Genomic DNA, 22382 nt, shown 5'->3' with positions numbered 1-22382 from the left:
TCCGCACGGGCGCGGTCACCCGCGCGCGTGGTCGCGGAAGCCGCGCCCCGTCTTGCGGCCCAGGCAGCCCGCCGCCACCAGGTGCTCCAGCAGCGGCGCGGGCGCCAGGCCCGGTTCCCGGAACTCGCCGTGCAGCACCTTCTCGATCGTCAGCGAGACGTCCAGGCCGACCACGTCCAGCAGCGCGAACGGGCCCATCGGGTAGCCGCAGCCCAGCCGCATCGCGGTGTCCACGTCGTCGACCGAGGCGTAGTGCTCCTCGACCATCCGGACCGCGTCGTTGAGGTAGGGGAACAGCAGCGCATTGACGATGAACCCGGCCCGGTCGCCGCACTCCACCGGGTGCTTGCGGATGCTCGCGCAGACCTCCAGCACCGTCGCGGTCACGTCCTCGGCCGTCAGCACCGTGCTGACCACCTCGACCAGCCGCATCGCCGGGGCCGGGTTGAAGAAGTGCATCCCGACCACGTCGCGCGGCCGGGAGGTCGCGGTGGCGCAGCGGATCACCGGCAGGCTGGAGGTGGTGGTCGCCAGCACCACGCCGGGACGGCAGACCTTGTCCAGCGCGGCGAACAGCTCCTGCTTCACCGTCAGGTCCTCGGCCACCGCCTCCAGCACCAGGTCCGCACCGGCCAGGTCGTCCAGCGAGCCGGAGCCGGTGACCCGGGCCAGCGCCGCGTCCCGGTCCGCCTCGGCCAGCCGGCCCTTGGCGACCATCCGGTCCAGCGACTTCGCCAGGGCGGCCTTCGCCCGGTCCGCCTTCTCCTGGCTGCGGGCGACCAGGAGCACGTCGTACCCGGCCTTGGCGAACACCTCGGCGATGCCGGTCGCCATCGTCCCCGAGCCGCAGACGCCGACGCTGCGGACCGTCCGGCCGGTCGCCCGCCCGGCCGCTGCCGCCTGCTGCTCCGGCACCACCTGGGACGAACCCGGGGCGGCGTACGTGTAGAAGCCGCGCCCGGTCTTGCGGCCCAGCAGCCCGGCCGAGGCCAGCTGGCCCAGGATCGGGGCCGGGGCGTGCAGCCGGTCGTGCGACTGCGCGTACATCGCCTCCAGCACGGTCTTCGCGGTGTCCACGCCGATCAGGTCCAGTAGCGCCAGCGGGCCCATCGGCAGGCCGCAGCCGAGCCGCATGGCCGCGTCGATGTCCTCCCGGGTGGCGTAGCGGGACTCGAACATCGCGGCGGCCTGGTTGAGGTAGGCGAACAGCAGCCCGTTCACGATGAAGCCGGGCCGGTCGCCCGCCGCGACCGGCGACTTGCCCAGGTCACGGGTGAAGCCGGCCGCCGCCTCGGCGACGTCCGCGCTGGTCAGCACGGTGCGGACGACCTCGACCAGCTCCATCACCGGGGCCGGGTTGAAGAAGTGCAGCCCGACCACCCGCTCCGGGCGCGCGGTCGCCGCGGCGATCCGGGTCACCGACAGCGCGGTGGTGCCGGTGGCCAGGACCGTCTCCGCCGGGCAGATCCGGTCCAGCTCGGCGAACAGCTCGCGCTTCAGCTCCAGCTCCTCCGGGAGCTCCTCGATCACCAGCTGCGCGGCGGCCACGGCGGCCAGCTCGTGGGTGACGCTGATCCGGGCCAGCAGCGCGGCGCGTTCGTCGGCGCTGATCCGGGAGCGCTCGACCGAGTGCGCGGTCGACTCCTCGATCCGCCGCAGCGCGGCCTCGGCCGCGGCGGCGTCCCGCTCGACGCCGATCACCCGCCGGCCGCTGCGCGCGGTGATCTCGGCGATGCCGGCGCCCATGGTGCCCAGGCCGACGACGGCGACGACGGGGAAGGCGACCGGCGGAGGGGTGGCGGCGGGCGTGGTGGCGGGTGAGCCGGGCTCAGTCTGATCGTTCACGGGAGGACTCCTCGGGGAGCGCCGCGGCCGGACCCGTGCGGGGACGGAGGTCGGGCGGGCGGCAGACGGAGAGAGAAGGGGGCGAGCACACGGCGCGACTGAGGTCGCCGTGGGAAACGTGACAAGAGACCGCACCCCGGCCGGTCCGACGATGCGTCGCCGAATGGGGGCGTAGATACCGAACCCGTCGCTGCGGCTCCCGACGCGGACTGGGTTGGTCGCGCCACCATACCCGTATTACCAGTTGGTAGGAAGGACTGTGCGGAAAACCACGCGCGGGTCGCGGCCGGCCCGGTTAGGTTCACTCGTATGACGTCCACGGGGATCTTCATGCCGGGCCTGGAGCTCTGCGGGCTGCTCTACACCGAGGCCGTCCGTCCGATCCTGGACCGCGCCCACCCCGGACTGCCGCACGCGGCGGCACGGATCGGCGGCGGCTCCGAGGTGCTGGGCTTCGACACCGAGCGCTCGCCCGACCACGACTGGGGCCCGCGGCTCCAGATCTTCCTGGGCGCGGAGGACCTCGCCGCGCACGGGGACGCCATCCGCGGGCTGCTCTCCGAGCAGCTGCCCAAGGCCGTGCACGGCTGGCCCACCCACTTCGCGCCGCCCGGCGCGCGGATCCGGGTGATGACCCCGACGGACGGACCGGTGGACCACCGGGTGGAGGTGGTCGAGCCGGGGGAGTGGCTCACCGGCGCCCTGGGTTTCGACCCGCTGGGTTTCGACCCTCTGGGCGGGGACGGGTCAGCCGGGGTGGGCCTGCTCGACTGGCTGGCCACCCCGGGCCAGCGGCTGCTGGAGGTCACCGCCGGGGCGGTCTACCACGACGGCCCCGGCCGGCTCACCGCCGCGCGGGCCGCGCTGGCCTGGTACCCGGACGACGTCTGGCGGCACCTGCTGGCCGCCCAGTGGCTGCGGATCGCCCAGGAGGAGGCCTTCACCGGCCGCACCGCCGAGGTCGGCGACGACCTCGGCAGCCGGGTGGTCGCCGCCCGGCTGACCCGCGAGGTGCTGCGGCTGTGCCTGCTGCTGGCCCGCCGGTACGCCCCCTACAGCAAGTGGCTCGGCACCGCCTTCGCCCGGATCCCGGACGCCGAGGCCGCGCCGATCGCCGCCGAACTGCGCACCGCGCTGGCCGCCGACGCCTTCGCCGAGCGCGGCCGGGCGCTCGCCGCCGCCTGCTCGCTGGCCGGGGCCTGGCAGAACCGGCTCGGGCTCTGCGCCCCGGTCGACCCCGCCGTCCGCCCCTACTTCGACCGCCCGTTCCCGGTCGTCGACGCCGGACGCTTCACCGAGGCGCTGGGCTCCGCCATCACCGACCCCGCGGTCGCCCCGCTGCCGCGGCTGGGCGCCGTCGACCAGTTCACCGACAGCACGGACGCCCTGGGCGACTCCGTCCGCTGCCGGGCGCTGACCCGCGCGGCGCTCGGCGGCTAGGCCCCGCTAGGCCCCGGCCTGGTCCGACGGGGTGGCGCGCCAGAGGGTGAGCCGGTGCCAGGCGGCGAGGCCGTCCGGGACCCAGGACCAGTCGGCCAGACGCTCCGTCAGCTGGTCCTCGGTCAGGAAGTCGTGCCAGGCCACCTCTTCGACCTGGGGCCGGACCGGCCCGGTGACCCTGGCCGTGTAGACGGCGGACCACCAGCTGTGCTCGTCGGACTCGTAGAGGAAGCGGAACAGCGGGGTCGGGGCCAGCCCGCCGACGCCCAGCTCCTCCTCGGCCTCCCGCTTGGCGGCGTCGTCGTAGCTCTCACCGGCGCCGACCACGCCGCCGACGAACATGTCGTGCAGGGAGGGGAAGACCAGCTTCCCGGCGGTGCGGCGGTGGACGAAGATCCGGTCCTCGGCGTCGCGGGCGAGGATGAACACGCAGCGGTGCCGCAGCCGCCGGGCGTAGGCGTCGCCGCGCCGCGCCTGGCCGGTGACGCGGTCCTCGGCGTCCACGATGTCCAGCAGTTCGTCGCTGCTGAGGGGCTGTCCCGCTGAGCTGTCCACGGGGGTCATCCAAGCACGGCGGGGCGGTGGCCGGTGGCCAGGATCGCGACCGCGGGGAGGGCGACCGGACCGGAGCCGGTGCCGTCCCCCGCGCCGTCCGGGCCCGCGCCCGTGCCGTTCGGGCCCGGCTCGGCCAGGGGCTCGGCGTAGGGGGCGACCAGGCGGTCGTAGTGGGCCTTGACGGCGGCGGCGGTGGCCGGGCCCTGACGGGCGATCAGTGCCCCGGTCAGCGGGGTGCCCGCGACCACCGCGTGCCACCAGGCGTCCGGGTCCACCCGGTGCAGCCAGGCGATCCGCTCGGCGGATGCCCCGGCCAGCCCGGCGTCGGCGAGTAGCGCGGCGAAGGCCTCGGCGCGGCCCTCCGGCTCCGCGTCGGCCAGGAACGGCCCGGACGAGGGCAGGTCCGGCGGGTAGGGGATGCCGGAGGCGGCGACGGCTTCGCCGAAGACCGCGGTGGCGCGCATGGCGACCCGTTCCCAGCAGGTCAGCGCCAGCAGTCCGCCGGGACGCAGCACCCGGCGCAGCTCGACCAGGCCGGCTGCCGGGTCACCCAGGTGGTTGATCACGAAGTTGCCCACCACCGCGTCGAACGAGCAGTCGGGGAAGGGAAGTTCCGGCAGCACCGCGACCCGGACGTCCGCCTCGGGGCAGGCCTTCGCCGCGTGCGCGGCCATCTCCGGGGAGGCGTCCACGGCGGTGACCGCGGCGCCCCTGGCCAGTGCGACGGCGGCGACCACACCGGGCCCGGTGCCGACGTCCAGCACCCTCGTCCCCGGGCCGACGCCCGCCGCGTCCAGCAGCGGGGCGACGGTGCGGGCGGTCATCCGGGCGAAGCCGGACCGGTAGGCCTCACTGCGCCCGGTCCAGTTCCGGCGTTCGAAGGCGTCGAAGGCGGTGGCGTCCCAGGTCGTCGTCATGGCGACATCCTCGCAGAGGCGGTCGGCCGGGAGGCCGGCCCGGGGCGCCCCGGGTTTGGCCGGTGCGGCTGCCGGTGGTTGGCTTGGACGCGTACGCGCAACACGAGCGCGCACCGACGAAGGAGGAGCACCACCATGGGTCAGGTCCACGCGGTCACCGAGCGGGTCTACGACGCCTCGCCGGAGCAGGTCTTCGACGCGCTGGCCGACTATCAGAACTCCCGCGAGGGGCTGCTGCCCGCGCAGTACAGCGAGTACGAGGTGCGCGAGGGCGGCAAGGGCGCCGGGACGGTGGTGCACTGGAAGCTCCAGGCCACCGAGAGCCGGGTGCGGGACTGCCTGTTCACGGTGACCGAGCCGTCGCCGGGCCGGCTGGTGGAGACCGACGCCAACTCCAGCCTGGTGGTCACCTGGACGGTGACCCCGGCCGGTGCGGGCAAGGCCAAGGCCGTGGTCGAGGCGACCTGGAACGGCGCGGGCGGCATCGGCGGGTTCTTCGAGCGGACCTTCGCGCCGAAGGGCTACAACCGGATCCACGACCAGCTGCTGGCGAATCTGGCCGCAGCGGTCTGACCTGCGGTCGGCCGGGGTGGCCGGGACGGCGGTTCAGGTGGGACGCGGGCCGAGGAGCCGGGCGGCTTCGGTGACCAGGTGTTCGGGGTCCTGGCCGACGTCCAGGACCACCCCGTGCTCGTCCGGGGTGAGCGGCTCCAGCGTGGCGAACTGGGACTCCAGCAGCGACGCGGGCATGAAGTGGCCGCTGCGGCCGTCGAGCCGCTCGGCGATCAGCTCGCGGCTGCCGGACAGGTGCACGAAGCGGACGCCGGGGCAGGCGGCGCGCAGCGTGTCGCGGTAGCGGCGCTTGAGCGCGGAGCAGGTGACCACGCCGCCGCTGCCGTCCTCGGCCCGCTCGCCCAGCCACCCGCCCAGGGCCAGCAGCCAGGGCTCGCGGTCGGCGTCGTCCAGTGGCGTTCCGGCGCGCATCTTGGCGATGCTGGCGGCCGGGTGGAAGTCGTCGGCCTCGGCGTAGGGCAGGGCGAGGCGCTCGGCCAGCCGGACGGCGACCGTGGTCTTGCCGACGCCGGAGACGCCCATCACCACGACGCACAGGGGTGGGGGCAGGGGCGGTTCGGTGTTCACGCGATGCGGTCCCAGGTGTCGTGGCGGATCGGGTCGAGGAAGGGTATCCCCTCGGTCCAGCGTTCCAGCTCGTCCAGGGCGTAGTCGGCCATCCGGCGCAGCTCGTTGCCCATCGATCCGGCGATGTGCGGGGTGAGCAGCACATTCGGCAGGTCGTAGAGCGGGGAGCCGGCCGGCAGCACCTCGGGCGAGGTCACGTCGAGGACGGCGTTCAGCCGCCCGGAGACCAGCTCCTGTTCCAGCGCCCGCTGGTCGACCAGTGCGCCCCTGGCCGTGTTGACCAGGGTCGCGCCGTCCGGCATGGACGCCAGCAGGGCGCGTGAGACCAGGCCCTCGGTGCTGGGCAGCCACGGCGCGTGCACGCTGACCACGTCGGAGCCGCGGAACAGCTCCGGCAGCGGGACCGGCTCGGCGCCGAGCGCGGCTGCCTCGTCCGGGGCCAGGAACGGGTCGCTGACCAGCACCTCCAGGTCGAAGGGCTGCAGCAGCCCGATCACCCGGCGACCGATTCTGGACGCGCCCAGGATGCCGGTCCTGCGGCGGTAGTTGCCCGCGGTGGCCAGCCGGGCGTGCCAGTCGGCGGCGCCGTCGCGGACCCTGCGGTAGCCGTCCCTGGCGGGCAGCACGCGTTTGTTGGCGAAGAGGATCGCGGCCAGGGTGAATTCGGCGACCGGGACCGCGTTGGCGGCGGCGGCCGAGGTCACCTGGATGCCGCGCTGCCAGCAGGCCTCGGTGACATGGCCCTTGACCGATCCGGCGGTGTGTACGACGGCGCGGAGCCGCGGGGCGGCGGCGAGTACCGACTCGTCCAGCGGGGGGCAGCCCCAGCCGGTGACCAGCACCTCCGCGGTGGCCAGGGCGGTTCTGGCGGCGGGGGTCCCGAGGTCGTCGAAGACGGGGAGGGGGGAGGGGGCGGGGGCTGAGGTGGGGCCGAGGTCGACCAGCTCGCCCAGGCGGCGGCGGGACTCGGCGTCGAAGATCGCCGCGGCCACGGCCGACCGCATCGCCAACACCGCGCGCGGGCGGGGGCGTCCCCCTGCGGGGGCGGGAGTAGGAGCGGAGGCGGGGGCAAGGGCAGGGACGAGGGCGGCGGCGGAGACGGGGGCAGGCGCAGGAGCGGAGGCGGAGGTAGGGGCGGGGGCGGGGGTTCCGGCAGCGGTGGGTGCGGCGGGCGCTGCGACGTCGGTGGCGGGTCGGTCGGCAGGGGGAGGGGTCATCGGGTGCCTGCCGCCTGCGGGGCGCCGGCCGGGGCCGTGCTGGAGTCCCTGACGACGAGCCGTGGGTGCAGCACCGTCTGCCGGACCGGCAGGCCCGGAACCCCGCTCAGGCGTTCGAGCAGGGCGGTCGCCGCCGTGGCGCCGACCTCGAACTTGGCGGGGGCGACCGCCGTCAGCGGGACCTCCGCGAAGGCGGCGACCTCGTCGTCGTAGGCGATCACCGACAACTCCTCCGGGACCCGGACCCCGTGCCCGCGCAGCCGCTGCACCATCAGCACCGCCTCCTGGTCGGAGTGCACCAGCGCCGCGCCCGCGCCGGAAGCGCGGCAGGCGTGGATGAAGGCGTCGACCGACTCCAGCCGGTCCGCGCCGGGCTCGAAGGCCAGCACCGGCGCCGCCGTGTCGAGACCGAACCGCCGCACCGCCTCGGCGTGGCCCTCGGTCACCGCGGGCGCGGTCGGGGTGCGGGCGGTGAGCAGGGCGACGCCGCGGTGGCCGAGCCCGGCCAGGTACTCCACGGCCTGGTACGCCCCCTGGCGGTGGTCGCTGAGCACGCACTCGGCGTGGTCGAAGGCCTCCGCCGAGCGCCGCTCGACCAGCACGTACGGCAGCCCGGACGCGTCCAGCAGCTCCCTGACCGGCTCCGGGAGCACCGGCCCGGACGAGGTGGCGACCAGCAGGCCGTCGCTGCCCGAGCTGACCAGGTCGCGGAGCTGGCCGAGGTCGCGGTCGGCGTCGTAGTCGGTGACGCTCAGCACCAGCCGGACCCCGGACCGCCCGGCCGCGCTCTGCGCCCCGCGGATCACCTCGGGGAAGTAGTACGTCGCCGAGGGCGCCAGCATCCCGATGGCCATGCCCTCGACCCCGGCGACCGGCAGCGCGCCCCAGCCGCCCCCGGCCGCCGCCGCGCCGGGCGGCACCGCGCCGCCGCGGACCCGGGTCAGCCGCCCCTGCCGCTCCAGCAGCTCCAGGTCGCGGCGGACCGTCCCCTCCGAGACGCCGAGACCGCTGACCACGTCGGCCAGCCGGACCGCGCCGTGGACGCGCAGCTGCTCCAGCACGTAGTCGTGCCGTTGTCGTGCGAGCACGTTCCCCTCCCTCGGACGTCCGCCACCCCGTGGTGGAAGCTAGCAGATCCTGGAGGGTTCTGATCGGTTCTGGCGGAAACCTGTGGACAACCCCCGGCGACCCGGAGCCGGGGGAACATTTCTCCGAAGAAATTCCCGGGAGAGTGAATTCGGCGCCGCGGCGACCGATGCGTGTTTCGCAATTTATCGACTTGGCGTCACATTCTCGCTGGTAACCGCAATATGGCGATCCATAAGTCGATTCTGATCGCTTCCGGCCGATGGTATGACCAGTTCCGGGACGATGGCTGTGCACTGCAATGATCTCTGCCATGTCCGTGACCCAGGCGGGCCGCCCGGCCCCGGCAGTACCAGACCCTCCGGTCGCACCGAAGGGAGCCGACCCGGTCGCGCCCCGCGTCCGCCCCGCCGAGACGGCGCTGACCCCGCGTCAGCTCCGGCTGGTCTTCGCCGGGCTGATGACCGCGCTGCTGCTGGCCGCCCTCGACCAGACCATCGTCGCCACCGCGCTCCCGCGCATCGTCGGCGAGCTCGACGGCCTGCAGCACATGTCCTGGGTAGTCACCGCCTACCTGCTGGCCTCCACCGTCGGCCTCCCGGTGTACGGGAAGCTGGGCGACCTGTTCGGCCGCAAGTCGGTGTTCCAGTTCGCCATCGTGGTGTTCCTGGTCGGCTCGGCGCTCTCCGGCTGGTCGCACAGCATGACCGAACTGATCGCCTACCGCACGGTCCAGGGCATCGGCGGCGGCGGGCTGATGATCGGCGTGCAGGCGATCATCGGTGACGTGGTGTCACCCCGCGAGCGGGGTCGCTACATGGGGCTGATCAGCGCGGTCTTCGGGCTGTCCTCGGTGGCCGGGCCGCTGCTCGGCGGCTGGCTCACCGACGGCCCCGGCTGGCGCTGGTGCTTCTACGTCAACCTCCCGGTCGGCCTGGTCGCCCTGGTGCTGACCGCGGTCGCGCTCAAGCAGCCCGCCCGCTCGGAGCGGGCCGGCCGGCCCAAGCCCAAGCTGGACGTGCTCGGCGCGCTGCTGCTCGCCGCCGTCGGCACCTGCCTGGTGCTGGCCACGAGTTGGGGCGGCAGCACCTACGGCTGGGGCTCCCCGGTGATCCTCGGACTGCTCGGCGGGACGGTGCTGGCGCTGCTGCTGTTCCCCCTGGTCGAGCGGCGGGCGGCGGAGCCGGTGATCCCGCTGCGGCTGTTCCGCGACTCGGTGTTCAACGTCAGCGGCGCCATCGGGATCGTGGTCGGCGTCGCCCTGTTCGGCGCGGCCAGCTACCTGCCCAGCTTCCTGCAGATGGTGGACGGGGCCAGCGCCACCGCGTCCGGGCTGAAGATGCTGCCGATGATGGGCGGCGTCGTGGTCGCCTCGATCGGCTCGGGCCAGCTGATCAGCAGGACCGGCCGCTACAAGGTCTTCCCGATCGTCGGCGGCGCGCTCTCCACCGTCGGCATGGGCCTGCTCGGGCTGCTCGACGCGCACAGCTCGTACCTGGTGCAGAGCGTCGCCATGGCGGTGCTCGGCCTCGGCGTCGGCCTCGGCCTGCCGGTGCTGGTGCTCGCGGTGCAGAACTCGGTTGCCCCGGCCGACCTCGGGGCGGCCACCTCGGCCAGCAACTACCTGCGCCAGGTGGGCGGCTCGGTCGGCGCGGCGGTCTTCGGCACGCTGTTCAACTCCCGTCTGACGCACCAGCTCCAGCAGCGGCTTCCGGCCGCGGGCACGGGCGGCGGAGGCGGGGGCGGGAAGGCCGCGCCGCCGACCGACTCGATCACCCCCGAGCTGGTGCACGCACTGCCGGCCCCGCTGCGGCTGGCCTATGTCGACTCCTACGCGGCCGCGATGCCGCGGGTGTTCCTCTACCTGGCGCCGGTCCTGGCGCTGGGCTTCCTGCTCGCCTTCCTGCTCAAGGAGAAACCCTTGGTCACCCACGCGGCCACCCCGACCAGCACGGGATCCGACAGTACCGACCGCCCGATCGGAGACCTCGCCATGGAGGACACCGCCGCAGGCCTGCCGCACCAGAGCCCGAGCCAGAGCCCGCACCAGGGCCCGCACCTGGACACCGCGGGGGTCCCCGGCGCCCCGGGCACCCCGGTCAGCGGGGCGGTGCTGGAACCCGACCGCACCGGCGTCCCCCGCGCCGTGCTCACCCTGATCGACATGGACGGCCGCCAGGTCGCCCGGGCCGGCAGCGGCCAGGACGGGCGCTGGGCGCTGGCCGCGCCGCGCGGCGGCAACTACGTGCTGATCGCCGCCGCGCCGGGGCACCAGCCGCAGGCGGTGACGGTCACCGTCGGCAGCCGCCCGGTCGACCTCGACGTGGTGCTCGGCGGCACCGGACGGCTGTCCGGCGCGGTCCGCAGCGCCGAGGGCGCGCCGGTCGCCGACGCCACGGTGACGCTGACCGACGCCCGCGGCGAGGTCGCCGCGACCACCCACGCCGACTCCGACGGCGCGTACCACTTCCGCGACCTGGTCTGCGGGCGCTACACCCTGGCGGTCAGCGCCCGCGCCTACCGTCCGGCCGCGCTCGCGGTGGACGTCGCGGCCAGCGGCGAGACCCGGCAGGACGTGGCGATGGCCGGCAGCGGCACGCTCCGCGGCACCGTCCGCACCGGCGGCGGCCACGCGGTGGCCGATGCCAGGGTGACCCTGCTGGACTCCACCGGGACCGTGGTCGCCGCCGCCACCACCGGCCTGGACGGGCAGTTCCGGTTCACCGACCTGGAGCCGGGCGAGTACACCGTGATCGCCAGCGGCTACCCGCCGGTGGCCACCGCGCTGCGGATCGAGGACGGCCACACCGAGCGCGACCTGCACCTCACCCACCGCCTCGACGACTGAGCCGTTCGGCGCTGTCCGGCCCTTCACGCGCGGGGTTACGGGCTGACCGCGAGCATCACCCTCGCGAGTGGAGTTCCTCAGTCCTGCGGGTGAAGGCGTGCCTCGGGATCGACTCGGGCACCATAGGTTGCGCGTCGTGCCCCTGACGATTCTTCACGTTTCCCAACCCGTCGACGGCGGGGTGGCCCGTGTCGTCGTCGACCTGCTCCGGGGTCAGGTCGCCGACGGTCACCGGGTCCTGCTCGCCTGCCCCGCCGCGGGGCCGCTGGCCGCCGCCGCGACGGCGGTCGGCGCCGAGGTGCTGCCGTGGACGGCGGTGCGGGCGCCGGGGGCCGGGCTGCCCGGCGAGGTCCGCGCGCTGCGCGGGCTGGTCGCCGCGCACCGTCCGCAGCTGGTCCACCTGCACAGCTCCAAGGCCGGTCTGGCCGGACGGCTTGCGCTGCGCGGGTCGGTGCCCACGGTGTTCCAGCCGCACGCCTGGTCGTTCGCCGCGGTGTCCGGGCCGATGGCCCGACTGGCCCGGGGCTGGGAGCGGCTGGGGGCACGCTGGACCGACCGGCTGCTCTGCGTCAGCGAGGCGGAGCGCGCCGAGGGCGTGGCCGCCGGGCTGCGCGGGCGCTGGGCGCTGGCCCCCAACGGCGTGGACCTGGCGTACTTCGACCCGGTCCGGCTGCCGCTGCAGGAGCAGGCCAGGCAGCAGGCCGCGGAGTCGCTCGGGCTGCCCGGCCCGTGGCCGGAGGGCCCGCTCGCGGTCTGCGTCGGCCGGCTCTGCCGGCAGAAGGGCCAGGACGTGCTGCTCCGGGCCTGGGGCCCGGTGCCCGAACGGGTGCCGGGTGCCCGGCTGGTGCTGGTCGGCGACGGCCCCGAACGGGCCGCGCTGGAAGCGCTCGCGGCCACCCTGCCGGACCCGTCGAGCGTGGTGTTCGCCGGTCCCGCCGAGGACCCGCGCGACTGGTACGCCGCCGCGGACCTGGTGGTGCTGCCGTCCCGCTGGGAGGGGATGGCGCTGGTCCCGCTGGAGGCGATGGCCTGCGGCTGCCCGGTGCTGCTGACCGAGGTGGCCGGGGCCCGCGAGTGCCTGGACCGGGGCGAGCAGCCGGTCCCGGTGGACGATCCGGAGGCGCTGCGCGAGGCCCTGGTGGCGCGTCTGGCCGATCCGGTCGGCTGCCTCGCGGCGGGGGCCAGGGCCCGGTCCCGGATGGTGGAGCGGCACGACGTCGAGGACACCGTGGCGAAGGTGACCGCGGTCTACCGGTCGGTACTTGAACCGCTTTTCGGGGTCGAGCCGGAGAAATCACCCGTGCGAATGACGGCGGGTAAATCTGATTAATGGTCATCGGTGTGAATGGGCACGTCGACTGACAAAACGTCTGCGGAAATTCTGTACTGTCGTATTGCCTGCTTCATTCCTTTTGTTGCGATAAGACCGAATCGTCAGGTTCGGCGGCAGGTGCTACCTCGACCGAGCCGAGGCTTCGGGGGGATCCCGGACTACGGGCACACAGCAGAGGAGTACGTGCGCGGATGACCACCATCGACAACGACGAACTGCCGCGCCCGAGCGGCCCGGTGGGCACGGGTGTGGCCGAGCTGCCGCTCCAGGCGACCCTGCCGGGCGCCCGCGCGCGGACCGGTCCGTCCCACCGGCGCACCCGCCGCACCCGCGCCGTGGCCCCGGCCGCGCTGCTGGCGGTGGACGCGCTGGCGGTGCCCGCTGCCCTCGGCGCGGTCGGCGGCGGCGACGCGCTGCGGGTGCTCTGGGCGGTCTGCGGCATCGTCCCGCTGGTGGTCCTGCTCAACCTGGCCGGCGGCCTCTACCGGCTCCGGCTCACCCCCTCGGTGCTGGACGAGCTGCCCTCGCTGGCCGCCCGCGCCATCGTCGCCCTCGCCGTCGCGCTGGCCCTGGACCGCTGCCTGCACGGCCTCTGGCTCTCGGCGGTCCCGGTCGACCCCGGCCTGCTCTGCATCCTGATGGCGTGTCACCTCGCCCTGGACGTGCTCGGCCGGGCCGCCGTGTACCGGCTGCTCCGGCGGCACCGCAGGAGGAACCCCAGGCCCACCCTGATCGCCGGCGCCGGGCACATCGGCCAGCGGGTCGCCGCCGCGCTGCTGGAGCACCCCGAGTACGGGCGGCGCCCGGTCGGCCACATCGACCCGGAGCCGGTCTCGCCGGCCGAGGAGTCGCCGGTCCCGGTCCTCGGCGGCCCGGCCGTGCTGGACCTGGAGATCGCCGCCCACGGCGTCCGCGACGTGATCCTCACCGCCGGCGGCGCGGACGACGCCGAGGTCGCCCAGATCCTGCGGACCAGCGCCCGGCACGGCTGCGAGGTCTGGCTGGTCCCCGGCCTGCCCGCGTTCGGCGCCTTCGCCCACGGCAGCCGGCGCAGCGCGGTCGGCGACCACCTCTGGGGCTTCCCCTGCCTGCGGCTCGGCCCCAGCCCGCTAGACCGGCCCTCCTGGGCGGTCAAGCGGGCCACCGACGTCCTGCTGGCCGGGGCCGGGCTGCTGCTGGTCTCGCCGGTCCTGGCCGCCTGCGCGGTCGCGGTCCGGATCGACGGCGGCCCCGGCGTGCTGTTCCGGCAGGAGCGGGTCGGCCTCGACGGCCGGACCTTCACCGTGCTGAAGTTCCGCAGCCTGCGCCCGGCCGACGACCAGGAGGCGAACACCCGCTGGAACATCTCCGACGACCACCGGATGGGCGGCGTCGGCCGGTTCCTGCGCCGCACCTCGCTGGACGAGCTGCCGCAGCTGTGGAACGTGCTGCGCGGCGAGATGAGCCTGGTCGGCCCGCGCCCGGAGCGGCCGTTCTTCGTCACCCGCTTCGCCCAGGCCTACCCGCAGTACCGCGACCGGCACCGGGTGCCGGTCGGCATCACCGGATTCGCCCAGGTCAACGGGCTGCGCGGGGACACCTCGATCGAGGACAGGACCCGCTTCGACAACTACTACATCGAGAGCTGGGGCCTCTGGCAGGACGTCAAGATCCTGCTGCGGACCGTGGCCTCGGTACTCCAGTCCGACGGGAGCTGACACCGGTGACCCTGCTCGACCCACCCCGGACCACGCCGGAGCCGTCCGCCGTCCAGGCGGCGCGGCCGGCTCCCGCGCCGTCCGGGACCGCCGTGCCCGGAGCGCGTCCCGGGCCGGAGCGGCGGGCCGCGCTGCGCGCACTGCTGCGCCGGCCCAGCGCGCTGGCCGCGCTGGTGGTGCTGCTGGTCTGCGTTCCGACCGGCAACTCGGACGTCACCGCCGCCGTCCACGTCACCGCCGCCGACGTCGCCTCGCTCGGCCTGGTTGCGCTCTGCGGCTGGCGCGCGGCCGGGGCGGTGCTGCGCGGAGGCGGCGGGCTGCTGCCGCCGCGCGCGGTGCTGGTGTTCACCGGCGTCCTGGTCGGCGTGGCGGCGGCGGCCATCGCCTCGCAGGACCCGTCGCAGAGCCTCTCCGGATTCGTCCGGATCACCCAGGTGTTCGTGCTGGTCCCGATCGCGGTGCTGCTCAGCCTGCGCGACCGGCGCGACCTGCGGCTGATCCTGGGCGCGCTGGTGGCCGCCGCGGTGGTCGAGGGCGGGGTGGGGGTCGAGCAGTTCCTCACCGGCACCGGGGCCTCCTACGACGGCGGCACGGTCCGCGCGGTCGGCACCTTCGGCGCGTCCGACGTGATGGCGATGTCCGCCGTGGTCAGCTACGGCCTGCTGGCCGCGCTCGGCCTCGCGCTGGAGGCCCGCGCCGCCGGACGGCGCCGCGCGGCCACCGGCCTCGGGCTGCTCTCGGCCGCGATGGTGCTGCCGCTCGCGGTCTCCTACAGCCGCGGCAGCTGGATCGCCACCGCCGCCGCGGTGGGCGTGGCGCTGCTGCTCACCGACGTCAGGCTGGCGCTGCGCGGACTGGTGTTCACCCTGGCCGCCGCGGTGGTCCTGATCGGCGGCCTGGGCCTGGGCGGGGCGAGCGTGACCGCCCGGCTGAGCAGCATCACCACCGTCGCCGGCTCCGCGCCGGACCACTCCGTCAGCGACCGCTACGACCTGTGGACCACCGCCGAGCGGATCTGGCGGGACCACCCGGTCACCGGGGTGGGACCCAAGGAGTTCCCGCAGTTCCGGGACGCCCACGCGCCGCTCCGGCTGTCCTCGGGCAGCGACACCGCGGGCGCGGGCGCCGGATTCGCCAAGGAGCCGCTGCTGTCGCCGCACAACATGTACCTGCTGGTGCTCAGCGAGCAGGGGCTGGTCGGGCTGACCGCCTTCGGTGCGCTGTTCCTGGCGCTGCTGCTCGGCGCCGCGCGCTGCGTCCGGCGCGAGCGCCGGAGCGGCGGGGCCGGCCTGGGCGCGGCCCTGATCGGGCTGCTGGCCTGGCAGTTGGTCGACTTCCTGTACGCGGACATCGGCGGGACCACCACAGTCCTGGTCTCCGTGGTGCTCGGCCTCGCCGCCTACGGCGCGTTCACCGTCCCGGAGGCCGCCGCACCATGACGCTCACCACCCCGCGCCCCACCGGGACCCGCTCCGCGGCGCGCTCGGTGCTGGCCCGCGCCTTCGGCATCACCGCTCTGCTCAGCGCCGGCGGCTCGCTGCTCGGCCTGCTCAGGGACCTGCTGCTGGCCCGCTACTTCGGCGCGGACCAGGGCACCGACGCCTTCCTGGTCGCCTGGACGGTGCCGGAGACCGCGGCACCGCTGCTGATCGAGGACGCGATGGCGTTCCTGATGGTCCCGGCCTTCAGCCTGGCCATCGCCGCGGAGAAGGCGGGGCAGGAGGGCGACGGGGCGCACGGGGCCGACACCGGCGGCGCGGTGAGCATCCCTCAGCCCGCCGGACGGCATCGGGCGGGCGGCCCCGCCGTACCGCCGTCCGGCGTGATCGCCCCGCCCCGCTCCGCCGAACCGGACGTCCGGACCGGGCCGCGCCCGCTGCCGGCCCCGGTCGCCGACCTGGTCGCGGCGACCCTGCCACCGCTGGCCGGGCTGCTCGCGCTGGTCTCCGCGGCCACCCTGTTCGGGGCGCCGCTGCTGGTGCACCTGCTCGCGCCCGGCCTGGCCGACCCGTCCCTGGCCGTGGTCTGCACCCGGCTGACCGCGCTGACCATCCTGCCGTTCGGGCTCACCGGCTACCTCAGCGCGGGCCTGCGCGCGCACCACCGCTTCACCGGCCCCGGCTCGGTCTACATCGCCTACAACACCGGCATCCTGGCGGTGATGGTGCTGCTGCACGGCAGCCTCGGGGTGCGCGCGGCGGCCGGCGGGGTGGCGCTGGGCAGCGTGCTGATGACGGCGGTGCTGCTGCCGCTGTTCTCGCGCCACTGCGCCCGGCTGACGCCCCGTCGGAGCAGGGCAGGGACGGCCGGGAGGGCCGTGCCGACGCTCGCGGTCAGCCCCTGGGCGCTGCTGCCGATCGCGTTGTTCACCCTCACCCGGCAGTCGCAGGTCTTCATCGAGCGCTTCCTCGCCTCCGAGCTGACGCCCGGCACCATCTCCCACCTCAACTACGCGGAGAAGGTCGCCCAGATGGCGATGACCCTGGGCGTGATGGTCTGCACCGTCACCTTCCCTGTGGTCGCCCGCGCGCTCGCCGAGGGCGACCTCGCCGCCGCTCGGGCCCGGGTGGAGAAGGACCTGGTCCTGGTCGGCGCGCTGGTCCTGGCCGGGACCTCGGTGCTGCTCGCCTGCGCCCCGCAGGTGGTCGCGCTGCTGTTCCAGCGCGGCGAGTTCACCGCGGCGGACACCGCCGCGACGGCCTCGGTGATGCGGGTCTACAGCCTCGGGCTGCTCGGCCAGGCCATGGTCGGCACCCTGGTCCGGCCGTTCTTCTCGACCCGCCCGGCGGTGGCCTTCTCGTCCGGCTCCTCCGGCGCCGCCCGGCGCAGGGACGGCAGCGACTGGTTCCCGCTGCTGGCGATGGCGGTCGGACTGCTGGTCACCGGGGTGCTCGGGGTGAGCACGGTGCACTGGTTCGGGGCGCTGGGCCTGGCCGCGGCCAACGCCACCGGGATCACCCTGACCGCGGTGCTGCTGCTGGTCGGGATCAGGACCAGGGGCGTCGCGGTGCGGCTGCACGTGGTGCTGGCCGGGCAGGCCCGGCTGCTGCTCGCGGCGGCGGTCTCGACCGCGGCGGCGTACCTGGCGACGCTGCCGGTCGACGGCCGGCCGCTGCTCGCGGTGCTGCTGGGCGGGGTGGTCGGCCCGGTCGCCTTCGTGCTCGCCGCGGCGGCGCTGCGCGAGCCGACGGTGACCGGGCCGCTCGCCGCACTCGTGGCCAGGTCGCGTACCCGCGGCCGTCAGGACGGACCGGACGGACAGGACGAAGGGGAGAGCCAGCGTGGCCGCTGAAGGACTTCGCCCGGAACGCGGGGCCGCCGGGCCCGGCGGCGGCACCCGCGCTGACGGGCGACCGCGGGGTGACCTGCGGGCGTACCCGGAGATCCGTGCCGACCGGGCGCCGTGGACCCTGATGTACCACTCGGTCGACGCCTACCAGGAGGACCCGTACCAGGTCACGGTCACCCCGGAGCGCTTCGTCCGGCAGATGGAGTGGCTCCGCCGCAGCGGTCTGCGCGGGGTCGCCCTGGGCGAGCTGCTCCGGGCGCACGCGCTGGGCCGCGCGGCCGGCCTGGTCGGGCTGACCTTCGACGACGGCTACGCCGACCTCTACCACCAGGTGCTGCCGGTGCTGGAGCGCTACGGGTTCACCGCCACCGCGTTCGTGGTGGCGGGCCGGCTCGGCGGCCACAACGACTGGGACAGCGGCCCGCGCAAGCGCCTGCTGGACCGGGAGCAGATCCGCCGGCTGGCCGACCGCGGCGTGGAGATCGGCTCGCACGGCCTGGAGCACCGGCTGCTGCCCGGCCTCCCGGCGGAGGAACTGGCCCTGGAGGCCGGCCGCAGCCGGGAGCAGCTGGAGGACCTGCTGGAACGCCGGGTCAGCGGCTTCTGCTACCCGTACGGGGCGGTGGACGCCGCCGCTGCCGCCGCGGTCAGGGACAGCGGCTACCGCTATGCGGCGGCCATCGCGCACAGCCCGTTGACCGGCCGTTTCGCGCTGCCCAGATCCTTCGTGGGCGAACGGGACGACGGCTGGCGGCTGCGCGCCAAGCAGGTCAGACACCGGCTGCGCGGCCTGCGCGTCCGGTCCGACGAGGAGAGTGCCCGATGAGGATCCTGCATGTCATCACCGGCCTGGCGGCCGGAGGCGCGGAGCAGCAGCTGCGGCTGATGCTCCGTCATCTGCCGGAACGCCAGCAGTGCGAGGTGGTGACCCTGGAGAACCCGGGCTCGGTGGCCCAGGGGCTGCGCGAGGACGGCGTCCGGGTCTACGACCTGGGCATGCGGGGCAACCGCGACCTCGCGGCGCTGCCCCGGCTCACCGGGCTGATCCGGCACGGCCGCTACGACGTGGTGCACTGCCACCTCTACCGCGCCTGCGTGTACGGGCGGATCGCCGCCCGGCTGGCCGGGGTGCGCAGCGTGGTCGCCACCGAGCACTCGCTGCTGGACCACTCGATGGAGGGCCGCCGGATCACCCCCGGGGTGCGCGGCCTCTACCTGGCCACCGAGAAGCTCGGCCGCAGCACCGTCGCGGTCTCCGCCTCGGTGGCCGGGCGGCTGGGCGGTTGGGGCATCCCGGCGCACCGGGTGCGGATGATCCCCAACGGCGTGGACGCCGCCCGCTACACCAGGTCCGCCGCCGACCGCGCGGCGGTCCGGCACCGGCTGCGGGAGCAACTGGGCCTGCCGCAGGAGGCGATGGTGATCGGCGGCCTGGGCCGGCTGGTCCCCGGCAAGCGCTTCGACGTGCTGGTGGACGCGCTGGCGCTGCTCCCGGCGGCCCCGGCGGAGGGCCGCGCGGCCCGGCTGCTGCTGGTCGGCGACGGCACCGAGCGCCCGGCGCTGGAGCAGCGGGCCAGGTCCGCGGGGGTGGCCGACCGGGTGGTCTTCGCGGGCGAGCGCGACGACGTCCCCGACCTGCTGGCCGCGATGGACGTGCTCGGCGCGCCGTCCACGGTGGAGACCTTCGGCCTGGCGCTGCTGGAGGCGCTGGCGGCCGGGCTGCCGGTGCGCTGGTCCTCGGGCCCTGCGCTGACCGAGCTGCCGCCGGAGGCCGCCCCGGAGGCCCGCTGGACCCGCTCCGAACCGGCCGACTACGCCGCCGAGTTCCGCGCGCTCAGCACCGCTCCGCCGGGCCCGCTGCCGCTGCCGCCGGTGGTCCGCCACTACGACATCGCCAGGCTGGCCGGGGAGCTGGCCACCCTCTACGACGAGCTGGTCGGCTGCGCCTCCACCTGGCGGCCCCCGGCCCAGCGCTCCGCCTCGCCCGTCCGTTCCGTCCAGGCTCCGGCCGCCCCCGTCACCGCGAAGGAATCCCGCCATGTCCGACAGTAGCCGCACCGCCGTAGGCAGCCTGCTCCGCCGCTGCTGGCCGCTTCTCGCGGCCGTCCCGCTGGGGGCGGTCTGCGGCGGCGGGTACGCGCTGGTCGCGCCCGCCCAGTACCAGTCCAGCGCCTATGTGATGGTGGTCCCGACCACCCCGGGCGACGGCACCAGCTCCATCGACTTCGCCCAGGCCTACGGCCGGGTGATCACCCAGCCGGAGATCCTGCTCGGCGCGGCGGCGAGCACCGGCGTCCCGATGGCCGAGCTCACCCCGCTGGTCCAGGCGGTCACCTCGCCGGACGCGCCGATGATCCAGATCACCGGCACCGCCGGGACCGCGGCGCGCTCCGCCGCCGAGGCCAACGCGGTCGCCGACTCGCTGGTGACGTTCGGCAACGCCGCGTCCAAGGACACCCGGGTGCGGCTGCTGACCTTCGCCGCCGCGGCGCGTCCGGCCCGGCCCAGCTCCCCGTCCCGGACCCTGGACATCGCGGTCGGCGCGGCGGCCGGGCTGCTGGTCGGCGGCCTTGGCATGATGGCCCGTCAGTCGCGGGCCGGTGCGGCCGGGTCCGACGCGGTGTCCGGCGCGCTGCCGACGCCCCGCAACGACCAGCCGGAGCCGGTCGCGCCCGCCCCGGCCCCGGCCGACGAGGCCCAGGCCGCGGCCGAGGCCGAGCCCGCCGCCGAGGACCGGGCCGGGCGCAAGCACGCCGCCGCCGCCCAGGGCCGCCGATGACCCCCCGGCTGCTGGCCGAACCCGACGCGGGGGCGGCCTCCGCCGCCCCCGCGGCCGGGGTCAGCACGATCCAGGTGGTCCGCGACGCCGAGGCCTTCGACGCCCTCGCCGCCGACTGGGACGACCTGGTCGACCGCTGCTCCGCGGCCACCCCGTTCCAGAGCCACGCCTGGCTCTCCTCCTGGTGGCGCGGCTACGGCAGGCCGGGCCGGCTCCGGGTGGTGACCGTCCGCCAGGACGGACGGCTGGTGGCCGCGGCCCCGCTGATGCTCCGTCGGCTGCCCACCGCCCGCTACGTCGGGATCGGCGCCGGGCTCAGCGACTTCCTGGACGTGCTGCTGGACGACTCCGCCGCCGAGCAGCTCGCCCCGGTGCTGGCCCGCGCCCTGGTCAAGGGGCTGCGGCTGAACCGCCCCTGGGCCGTGCTGGACCTGCGCGAGCTGCGCGCCGGCGGGGCCGCGCACCGGCTCGCCGGGCACTGGCCGGGCGCGGCCCGGCTGCTGCCCGACTCGCTCTGCCAGTACCTGCCGGGCGTCCCGATGGACGAGGTGCTGGGCCGGCTGCCCGGCCGCACCGCCCAGCGCAACCGGGCCAAGCTGCGCAAGCTGGAGGCGGCCGGGGTGGAGTCCCGGGAGCTCCCCGCCGAGGAGGTGCCCCGGGCGGTCGGCGAACTGCTGGCGCTGCACGAGCGGCAGTGGCGCGGACGCGGGGTCACCCCCGAGCACCTGCGCCCGCGCTTCTCCGCGCACCTGACCCGCGCGGTCACCGGAATGGTCGCCGCCGACCGCGCCGTGGTCCGGCAGTACCGGCTCGACGGCGAGCTGATCGCCTGCGACCTCACCCTGCAGAGCCCGGACCTCTCCGCGCTCTACGTCTACGGGGTGCACCCGGAGATCAGGGACCGGCTGGACGTGGCCGGGATGCTGTTCCGCGAGTGCCTGGCGCACGCCAACCGCACCGGCCGGGGGGAGGTCAGCCTGCTCCGCGGAGACGAGCCGTACAAGCAGCGGTGGCGGCCTGAGCAGGCGCGCAGCGAGCGGCTGCTGCTCGGCGCGGCGCCCGGGGTCGCGGTGCTGGCCGGCGCGGTGCGGCTGCGCGCGGCCGGGGTGGCCGCGCTGCGGGAGCGGATGCCCTGGCTGGTCGACGCCCGCCGCCGGCTGCGCGAGCTGCTTCAGCCGGGCGTCAGCGCCGAGCGGTAGACGGCGGAGGCCCGCGGGTTGTCCGCGCAGCCCCAGACGCCGTGCGGACAGTAGTCGGTGACGGTCTGGTAGAGGGTGTCGTGGGTGCTGATCCAGGCCAGCATCTGCCGGACGTAGGCCGGGTCGTCCCCGCCGCCGTACATGCCCCACTCCGGGTAGGACACCGGCTTGTGGTGCGCCGCGGCGAACCGCACCTGCGCCAGCAGGCCGTACGGCTCGTGCACGTACTCGGTGAACGGGGCGCTGCGGTGCGGGTCGGAGCCGGCCAGGTCGTAGCTGTCCATCCCGATCACGTCGGTGACGTCGTCGCCGGGATAGCAGTCCGGCCAGGGGTGCGCGTCCGCGCCCCTGGTCGGCGCGAAGTCGAAGCGGAAGCGCTGGCCGGGGACGGCGCGCATGGCGCCGACGATGTGCCGCCAGTACGCCTTCCAGGCGGTCGGGTCGGGGCCGCAGCGGCTGGTGTAGGTGCTGCCGTTCATCTCCCAGCCGAGGGTGAGCACCGCGTCCGGCGCGCCGAGCGCGACCAGCCGCCGGGCCAGCTCGGCGAAGTGCGCGTCGTTCTGCCCGGCCGCGCCCTGCCCGAGCAGCTGCCGGACCCGGTCGTCGGAGAGCCCGCCCTCGTTGTCGGGCAGCATCGGCACGCCGATCACCAGTAGCCGGTCCGGGGCGGCGGCCCGCCAGGCGGCCCAGGGGCCGAGCAGGGCCGGGCTGCCCTCGATGTCGGACCAGTTGTTGCCGGGCAGGTAGGTGTGGCCGACCCGGATCTCGGCCCCGCCGAGCCAGGCGGAGAACCGCGCCAGGTCGGTGCCGGACTCGGTCGAGCCGAGGAACGCGCCGAACGGCACCGCGTGCGCCGGGACAGCGGTCCGGTCGGCGCCCTGGTCACCGCCCGCCCCGCCGCCCGCGCCGTCCCGCAGCAGCAGGGTGGAGACCACGGCGGCCAGCGCCAGCAGCGGGACCAGCACCGTCAGTACCCGGCGGCGCGACATCTCGGTCCTCCTGGAGAGCGGATTCCGGCGGCGATCGGGCCGCCGGGG

At 75.4% G+C, this 22382-nt stretch carries 18 protein-coding genes; 11 read left to right on the top strand and 7 right to left on the bottom strand.

Annotation, left to right across the window (positions count from 1 at the left end):
- Positions 1-15: 15 nt before the first annotated feature.
- The gene (locus ACEZDE_RS24375) at positions 16-1746 is read right to left on the bottom strand and encodes a 3-hydroxyacyl-CoA dehydrogenase family protein (protein WP_380539783.1); all 1731 of its coding nucleotides are present in this window, start codon (positions 1744-1746) and stop codon (positions 16-18) included.
- A gap of 408 nt (positions 1747-2154) precedes the next feature.
- Here ACEZDE_RS24375 and ACEZDE_RS24370 point away from each other — a divergent pair, with 408 nt between their 5' ends.
- Positions 2155-3285, top strand: a complete 1131-nt coding sequence (locus tag ACEZDE_RS24370; protein ID WP_380539605.1) for a DUF4037 domain-containing protein — start codon at positions 2155-2157, stop codon at positions 3283-3285.
- 6 nt (positions 3286-3291) lie between these two features.
- Here ACEZDE_RS24370 and ACEZDE_RS24365 read toward each other — a convergent pair whose 3' ends face one another.
- Together ACEZDE_RS24365 and ACEZDE_RS24360 are read right to left on the bottom strand one after the other, a co-directional pair.
- Positions 3292-3849: an NUDIX hydrolase gene (locus tag ACEZDE_RS24365; RefSeq protein ID WP_380539602.1), complete on the bottom strand. Its 558-nt coding sequence runs from the start codon at positions 3847-3849 to the stop codon at positions 3292-3294.
- Positions 3846-4757, bottom strand: a complete 912-nt coding sequence (locus tag ACEZDE_RS24360) for a class I SAM-dependent methyltransferase (RefSeq protein WP_380539599.1) — start codon at positions 4755-4757, stop codon at positions 3846-3848. Before ACEZDE_RS24360 ends, ACEZDE_RS24365 begins: the two co-directional genes overlap by 4 nt.
- A gap of 135 nt (positions 4758-4892) precedes the next feature.
- Between ACEZDE_RS24360 and ACEZDE_RS24355 the strand changes: the two genes are divergently transcribed.
- Positions 4893-5330, top strand: a complete 438-nt coding sequence (locus ACEZDE_RS24355) for an SRPBCC family protein (RefSeq protein WP_380539594.1) — start codon at positions 4893-4895, stop codon at positions 5328-5330.
- Between the two features lie 33 nt (positions 5331-5363).
- On the opposite strand, the gene ACEZDE_RS24350 is transcribed toward ACEZDE_RS24355, so the two are convergent.
- The 3 genes from ACEZDE_RS24350 to ACEZDE_RS24340 form a co-directional block, all read right to left on the bottom strand.
- Positions 5364-5852 carry a gluconokinase gene (locus ACEZDE_RS24350; protein WP_380539780.1) on the bottom strand — a complete coding sequence of 163 codons (489 nt, stop codon included), beginning with the start codon at positions 5850-5852 and terminating at the stop codon, positions 5364-5366.
- Positions 5853-5893: 41 nt separating this feature from the next.
- Positions 5894-6901, bottom strand: coding sequence for a hydroxyacid dehydrogenase (locus tag ACEZDE_RS24345; protein WP_380539591.1), 1008 nt, complete (start codon positions 6899-6901; stop codon positions 5894-5896).
- A 209-nt stretch (positions 6902-7110) separates the two neighbouring features.
- On the bottom strand, positions 7111-8202 hold the full coding sequence (locus ACEZDE_RS24340; protein WP_380539588.1) for a substrate-binding domain-containing protein: 1092 nt from the start codon (positions 8200-8202) through the stop codon (positions 7111-7113).
- 311 nt (positions 8203-8513) lie between these two features.
- On the opposite strand from ACEZDE_RS24340, the gene ACEZDE_RS24335 reads away from it, so the two are divergent.
- The 9 genes from ACEZDE_RS24335 to ACEZDE_RS24295 all read left to right on the top strand — a co-directional run bounded on the left by ACEZDE_RS24335 (position 8514) and on the right by ACEZDE_RS24295 (position 21345).
- Positions 8514-11048 carry an MFS transporter gene (locus tag ACEZDE_RS24335; RefSeq protein ID WP_380539585.1) on the top strand — a complete coding sequence of 845 codons (2535 nt, stop codon included), beginning with the start codon at positions 8514-8516 and terminating at the stop codon, positions 11046-11048.
- A gap of 136 nt (positions 11049-11184) precedes the next feature.
- Positions 11185-12378, top strand: a complete 1194-nt coding sequence (locus tag ACEZDE_RS24330; RefSeq protein ID WP_380539582.1) for a glycosyltransferase family 4 protein — start codon at positions 11185-11187, stop codon at positions 12376-12378.
- 194 nt (positions 12379-12572) lie between these two features.
- Complete coding sequence (locus ACEZDE_RS24325; protein ID WP_380539579.1) at positions 12573-14078, top strand: sugar transferase; 1506 nt, start codon at positions 12573-12575, stop codon at positions 14076-14078.
- 5 nt (positions 14079-14083) lie between these two features.
- Positions 14084-15517 carry an O-antigen ligase family protein gene (locus tag ACEZDE_RS24320; protein WP_380539576.1) on the top strand — a complete coding sequence of 478 codons (1434 nt, stop codon included), beginning with the start codon at positions 14084-14086 and terminating at the stop codon, positions 15515-15517.
- Entirely contained in the window at positions 15514-17370 is a 1857-nt protein-coding gene (gene murJ / locus ACEZDE_RS24315) for a murein biosynthesis integral membrane protein MurJ (RefSeq protein WP_380539573.1), read from the top strand. The genes ACEZDE_RS24320 and murJ overlap by 4 nt, the downstream gene beginning before the upstream one ends.
- Positions 17360-18193, top strand: a complete 834-nt coding sequence (locus ACEZDE_RS24310; RefSeq protein WP_380539570.1) for a polysaccharide deacetylase family protein — start codon at positions 17360-17362, stop codon at positions 18191-18193. The genes murJ and ACEZDE_RS24310 overlap by 11 nt, the downstream gene beginning before the upstream one ends.
- On the top strand, positions 18190-19419 hold the full coding sequence (locus ACEZDE_RS24305) for a glycosyltransferase (RefSeq protein WP_380539567.1): 1230 nt from the start codon (positions 18190-18192) through the stop codon (positions 19417-19419). Before ACEZDE_RS24310 ends, ACEZDE_RS24305 begins: the two co-directional genes overlap by 4 nt.
- The gene (locus ACEZDE_RS24300) at positions 19406-20146 is read left to right on the top strand and encodes a Wzz/FepE/Etk N-terminal domain-containing protein (protein WP_380539564.1); all 741 of its coding nucleotides are present in this window, start codon (positions 19406-19408) and stop codon (positions 20144-20146) included. The genes ACEZDE_RS24305 and ACEZDE_RS24300 overlap by 14 nt, the downstream gene beginning before the upstream one ends.
- The gene (locus tag ACEZDE_RS24295) at positions 20143-21345 is read left to right on the top strand and encodes a GNAT family N-acetyltransferase (RefSeq protein ID WP_380539561.1); all 1203 of its coding nucleotides are present in this window, start codon (positions 20143-20145) and stop codon (positions 21343-21345) included. The genes ACEZDE_RS24300 and ACEZDE_RS24295 overlap by 4 nt, the downstream gene beginning before the upstream one ends.
- On the opposite strand, the gene ACEZDE_RS24290 is transcribed toward ACEZDE_RS24295, so the two are convergent.
- Positions 21318-22334, bottom strand: coding sequence for a glycoside hydrolase family 26 protein (locus ACEZDE_RS24290; protein WP_380539558.1), 1017 nt, complete (start codon positions 22332-22334; stop codon positions 21318-21320). The two genes, ACEZDE_RS24295 and ACEZDE_RS24290, sit on opposite strands and share 28 nt — an antisense overlap.
- Positions 22335-22382: the final 48 nt, after the last annotated feature.

This window comes from Streptacidiphilus cavernicola, from assembly GCF_042510955.1.
In the GTDB taxonomy this organism is placed as follows: Bacteria; Actinomycetota; Actinomycetes; order Streptomycetales; family Streptomycetaceae; genus Streptacidiphilus; species Streptacidiphilus cavernicola.
The sequence above is the reverse complement of the archived record's forward strand: the minus strand, read 5'-3'. Positions and strand labels throughout refer to the sequence as shown.

Bases quoted from the DNA above. Each gene is read 5' to 3' on its own strand.
- ACEZDE_RS24375 (WP_380539783.1), bottom strand. From the start codon at position 1,746: ATGGGCGCCGGCATCGCCGAGATCACCGCGCGCAGCGGCCGGCGGGTG.
- ACEZDE_RS24370 (WP_380539605.1), top strand. From the start codon at position 2,155: ATGACGTCCACGGGGATCTTCATGCCGGGCCTGGAGCTCTGCGGGCTG.
- ACEZDE_RS24365 (WP_380539602.1), bottom strand. From the start codon at position 3,849: ATGACCCCCGTGGACAGCTCAGCGGGACAGCCCCTCAGCAGCGACGAA.
- ACEZDE_RS24360 (WP_380539599.1), bottom strand. From the start codon at position 4,757: ATGACGACGACCTGGGACGCCACCGCCTTCGACGCCTTCGAACGCCGG.
- ACEZDE_RS24355 (WP_380539594.1), top strand. From the start codon at position 4,893: ATGGGTCAGGTCCACGCGGTCACCGAGCGGGTCTACGACGCCTCGCCG.
- ACEZDE_RS24350 (WP_380539780.1), bottom strand. From the start codon at position 5,852: ATGGGCGTCTCCGGCGTCGGCAAGACCACGGTCGCCGTCCGGCTGGCC.
- ACEZDE_RS24345 (WP_380539591.1), bottom strand. From the start codon at position 6,901: ATGCGGTCGGCCGTGGCCGCGGCGATCTTCGACGCCGAGTCCCGCCGC.
- ACEZDE_RS24335 (WP_380539585.1), top strand. From the start codon at position 8,514: ATGTCCGTGACCCAGGCGGGCCGCCCGGCCCCGGCAGTACCAGACCCT.
- ACEZDE_RS24325 (WP_380539579.1), top strand. From the start codon at position 12,573: ATGACCACCATCGACAACGACGAACTGCCGCGCCCGAGCGGCCCGGTG.
- murJ (WP_380539573.1), top strand. From the start codon at position 15,514: ATGACGCTCACCACCCCGCGCCCCACCGGGACCCGCTCCGCGGCGCGC.
- ACEZDE_RS24305 (WP_380539567.1), top strand. From the start codon at position 18,190: ATGAGGATCCTGCATGTCATCACCGGCCTGGCGGCCGGAGGCGCGGAG.
- ACEZDE_RS24300 (WP_380539564.1), top strand. From the start codon at position 19,406: ATGTCCGACAGTAGCCGCACCGCCGTAGGCAGCCTGCTCCGCCGCTGC.
- ACEZDE_RS24295 (WP_380539561.1), top strand. From the start codon at position 20,143: ATGACCCCCCGGCTGCTGGCCGAACCCGACGCGGGGGCGGCCTCCGCC.
- ACEZDE_RS24290 (WP_380539558.1), bottom strand. From the start codon at position 22,334: ATGTCGCGCCGCCGGGTACTGACGGTGCTGGTCCCGCTGCTGGCGCTG.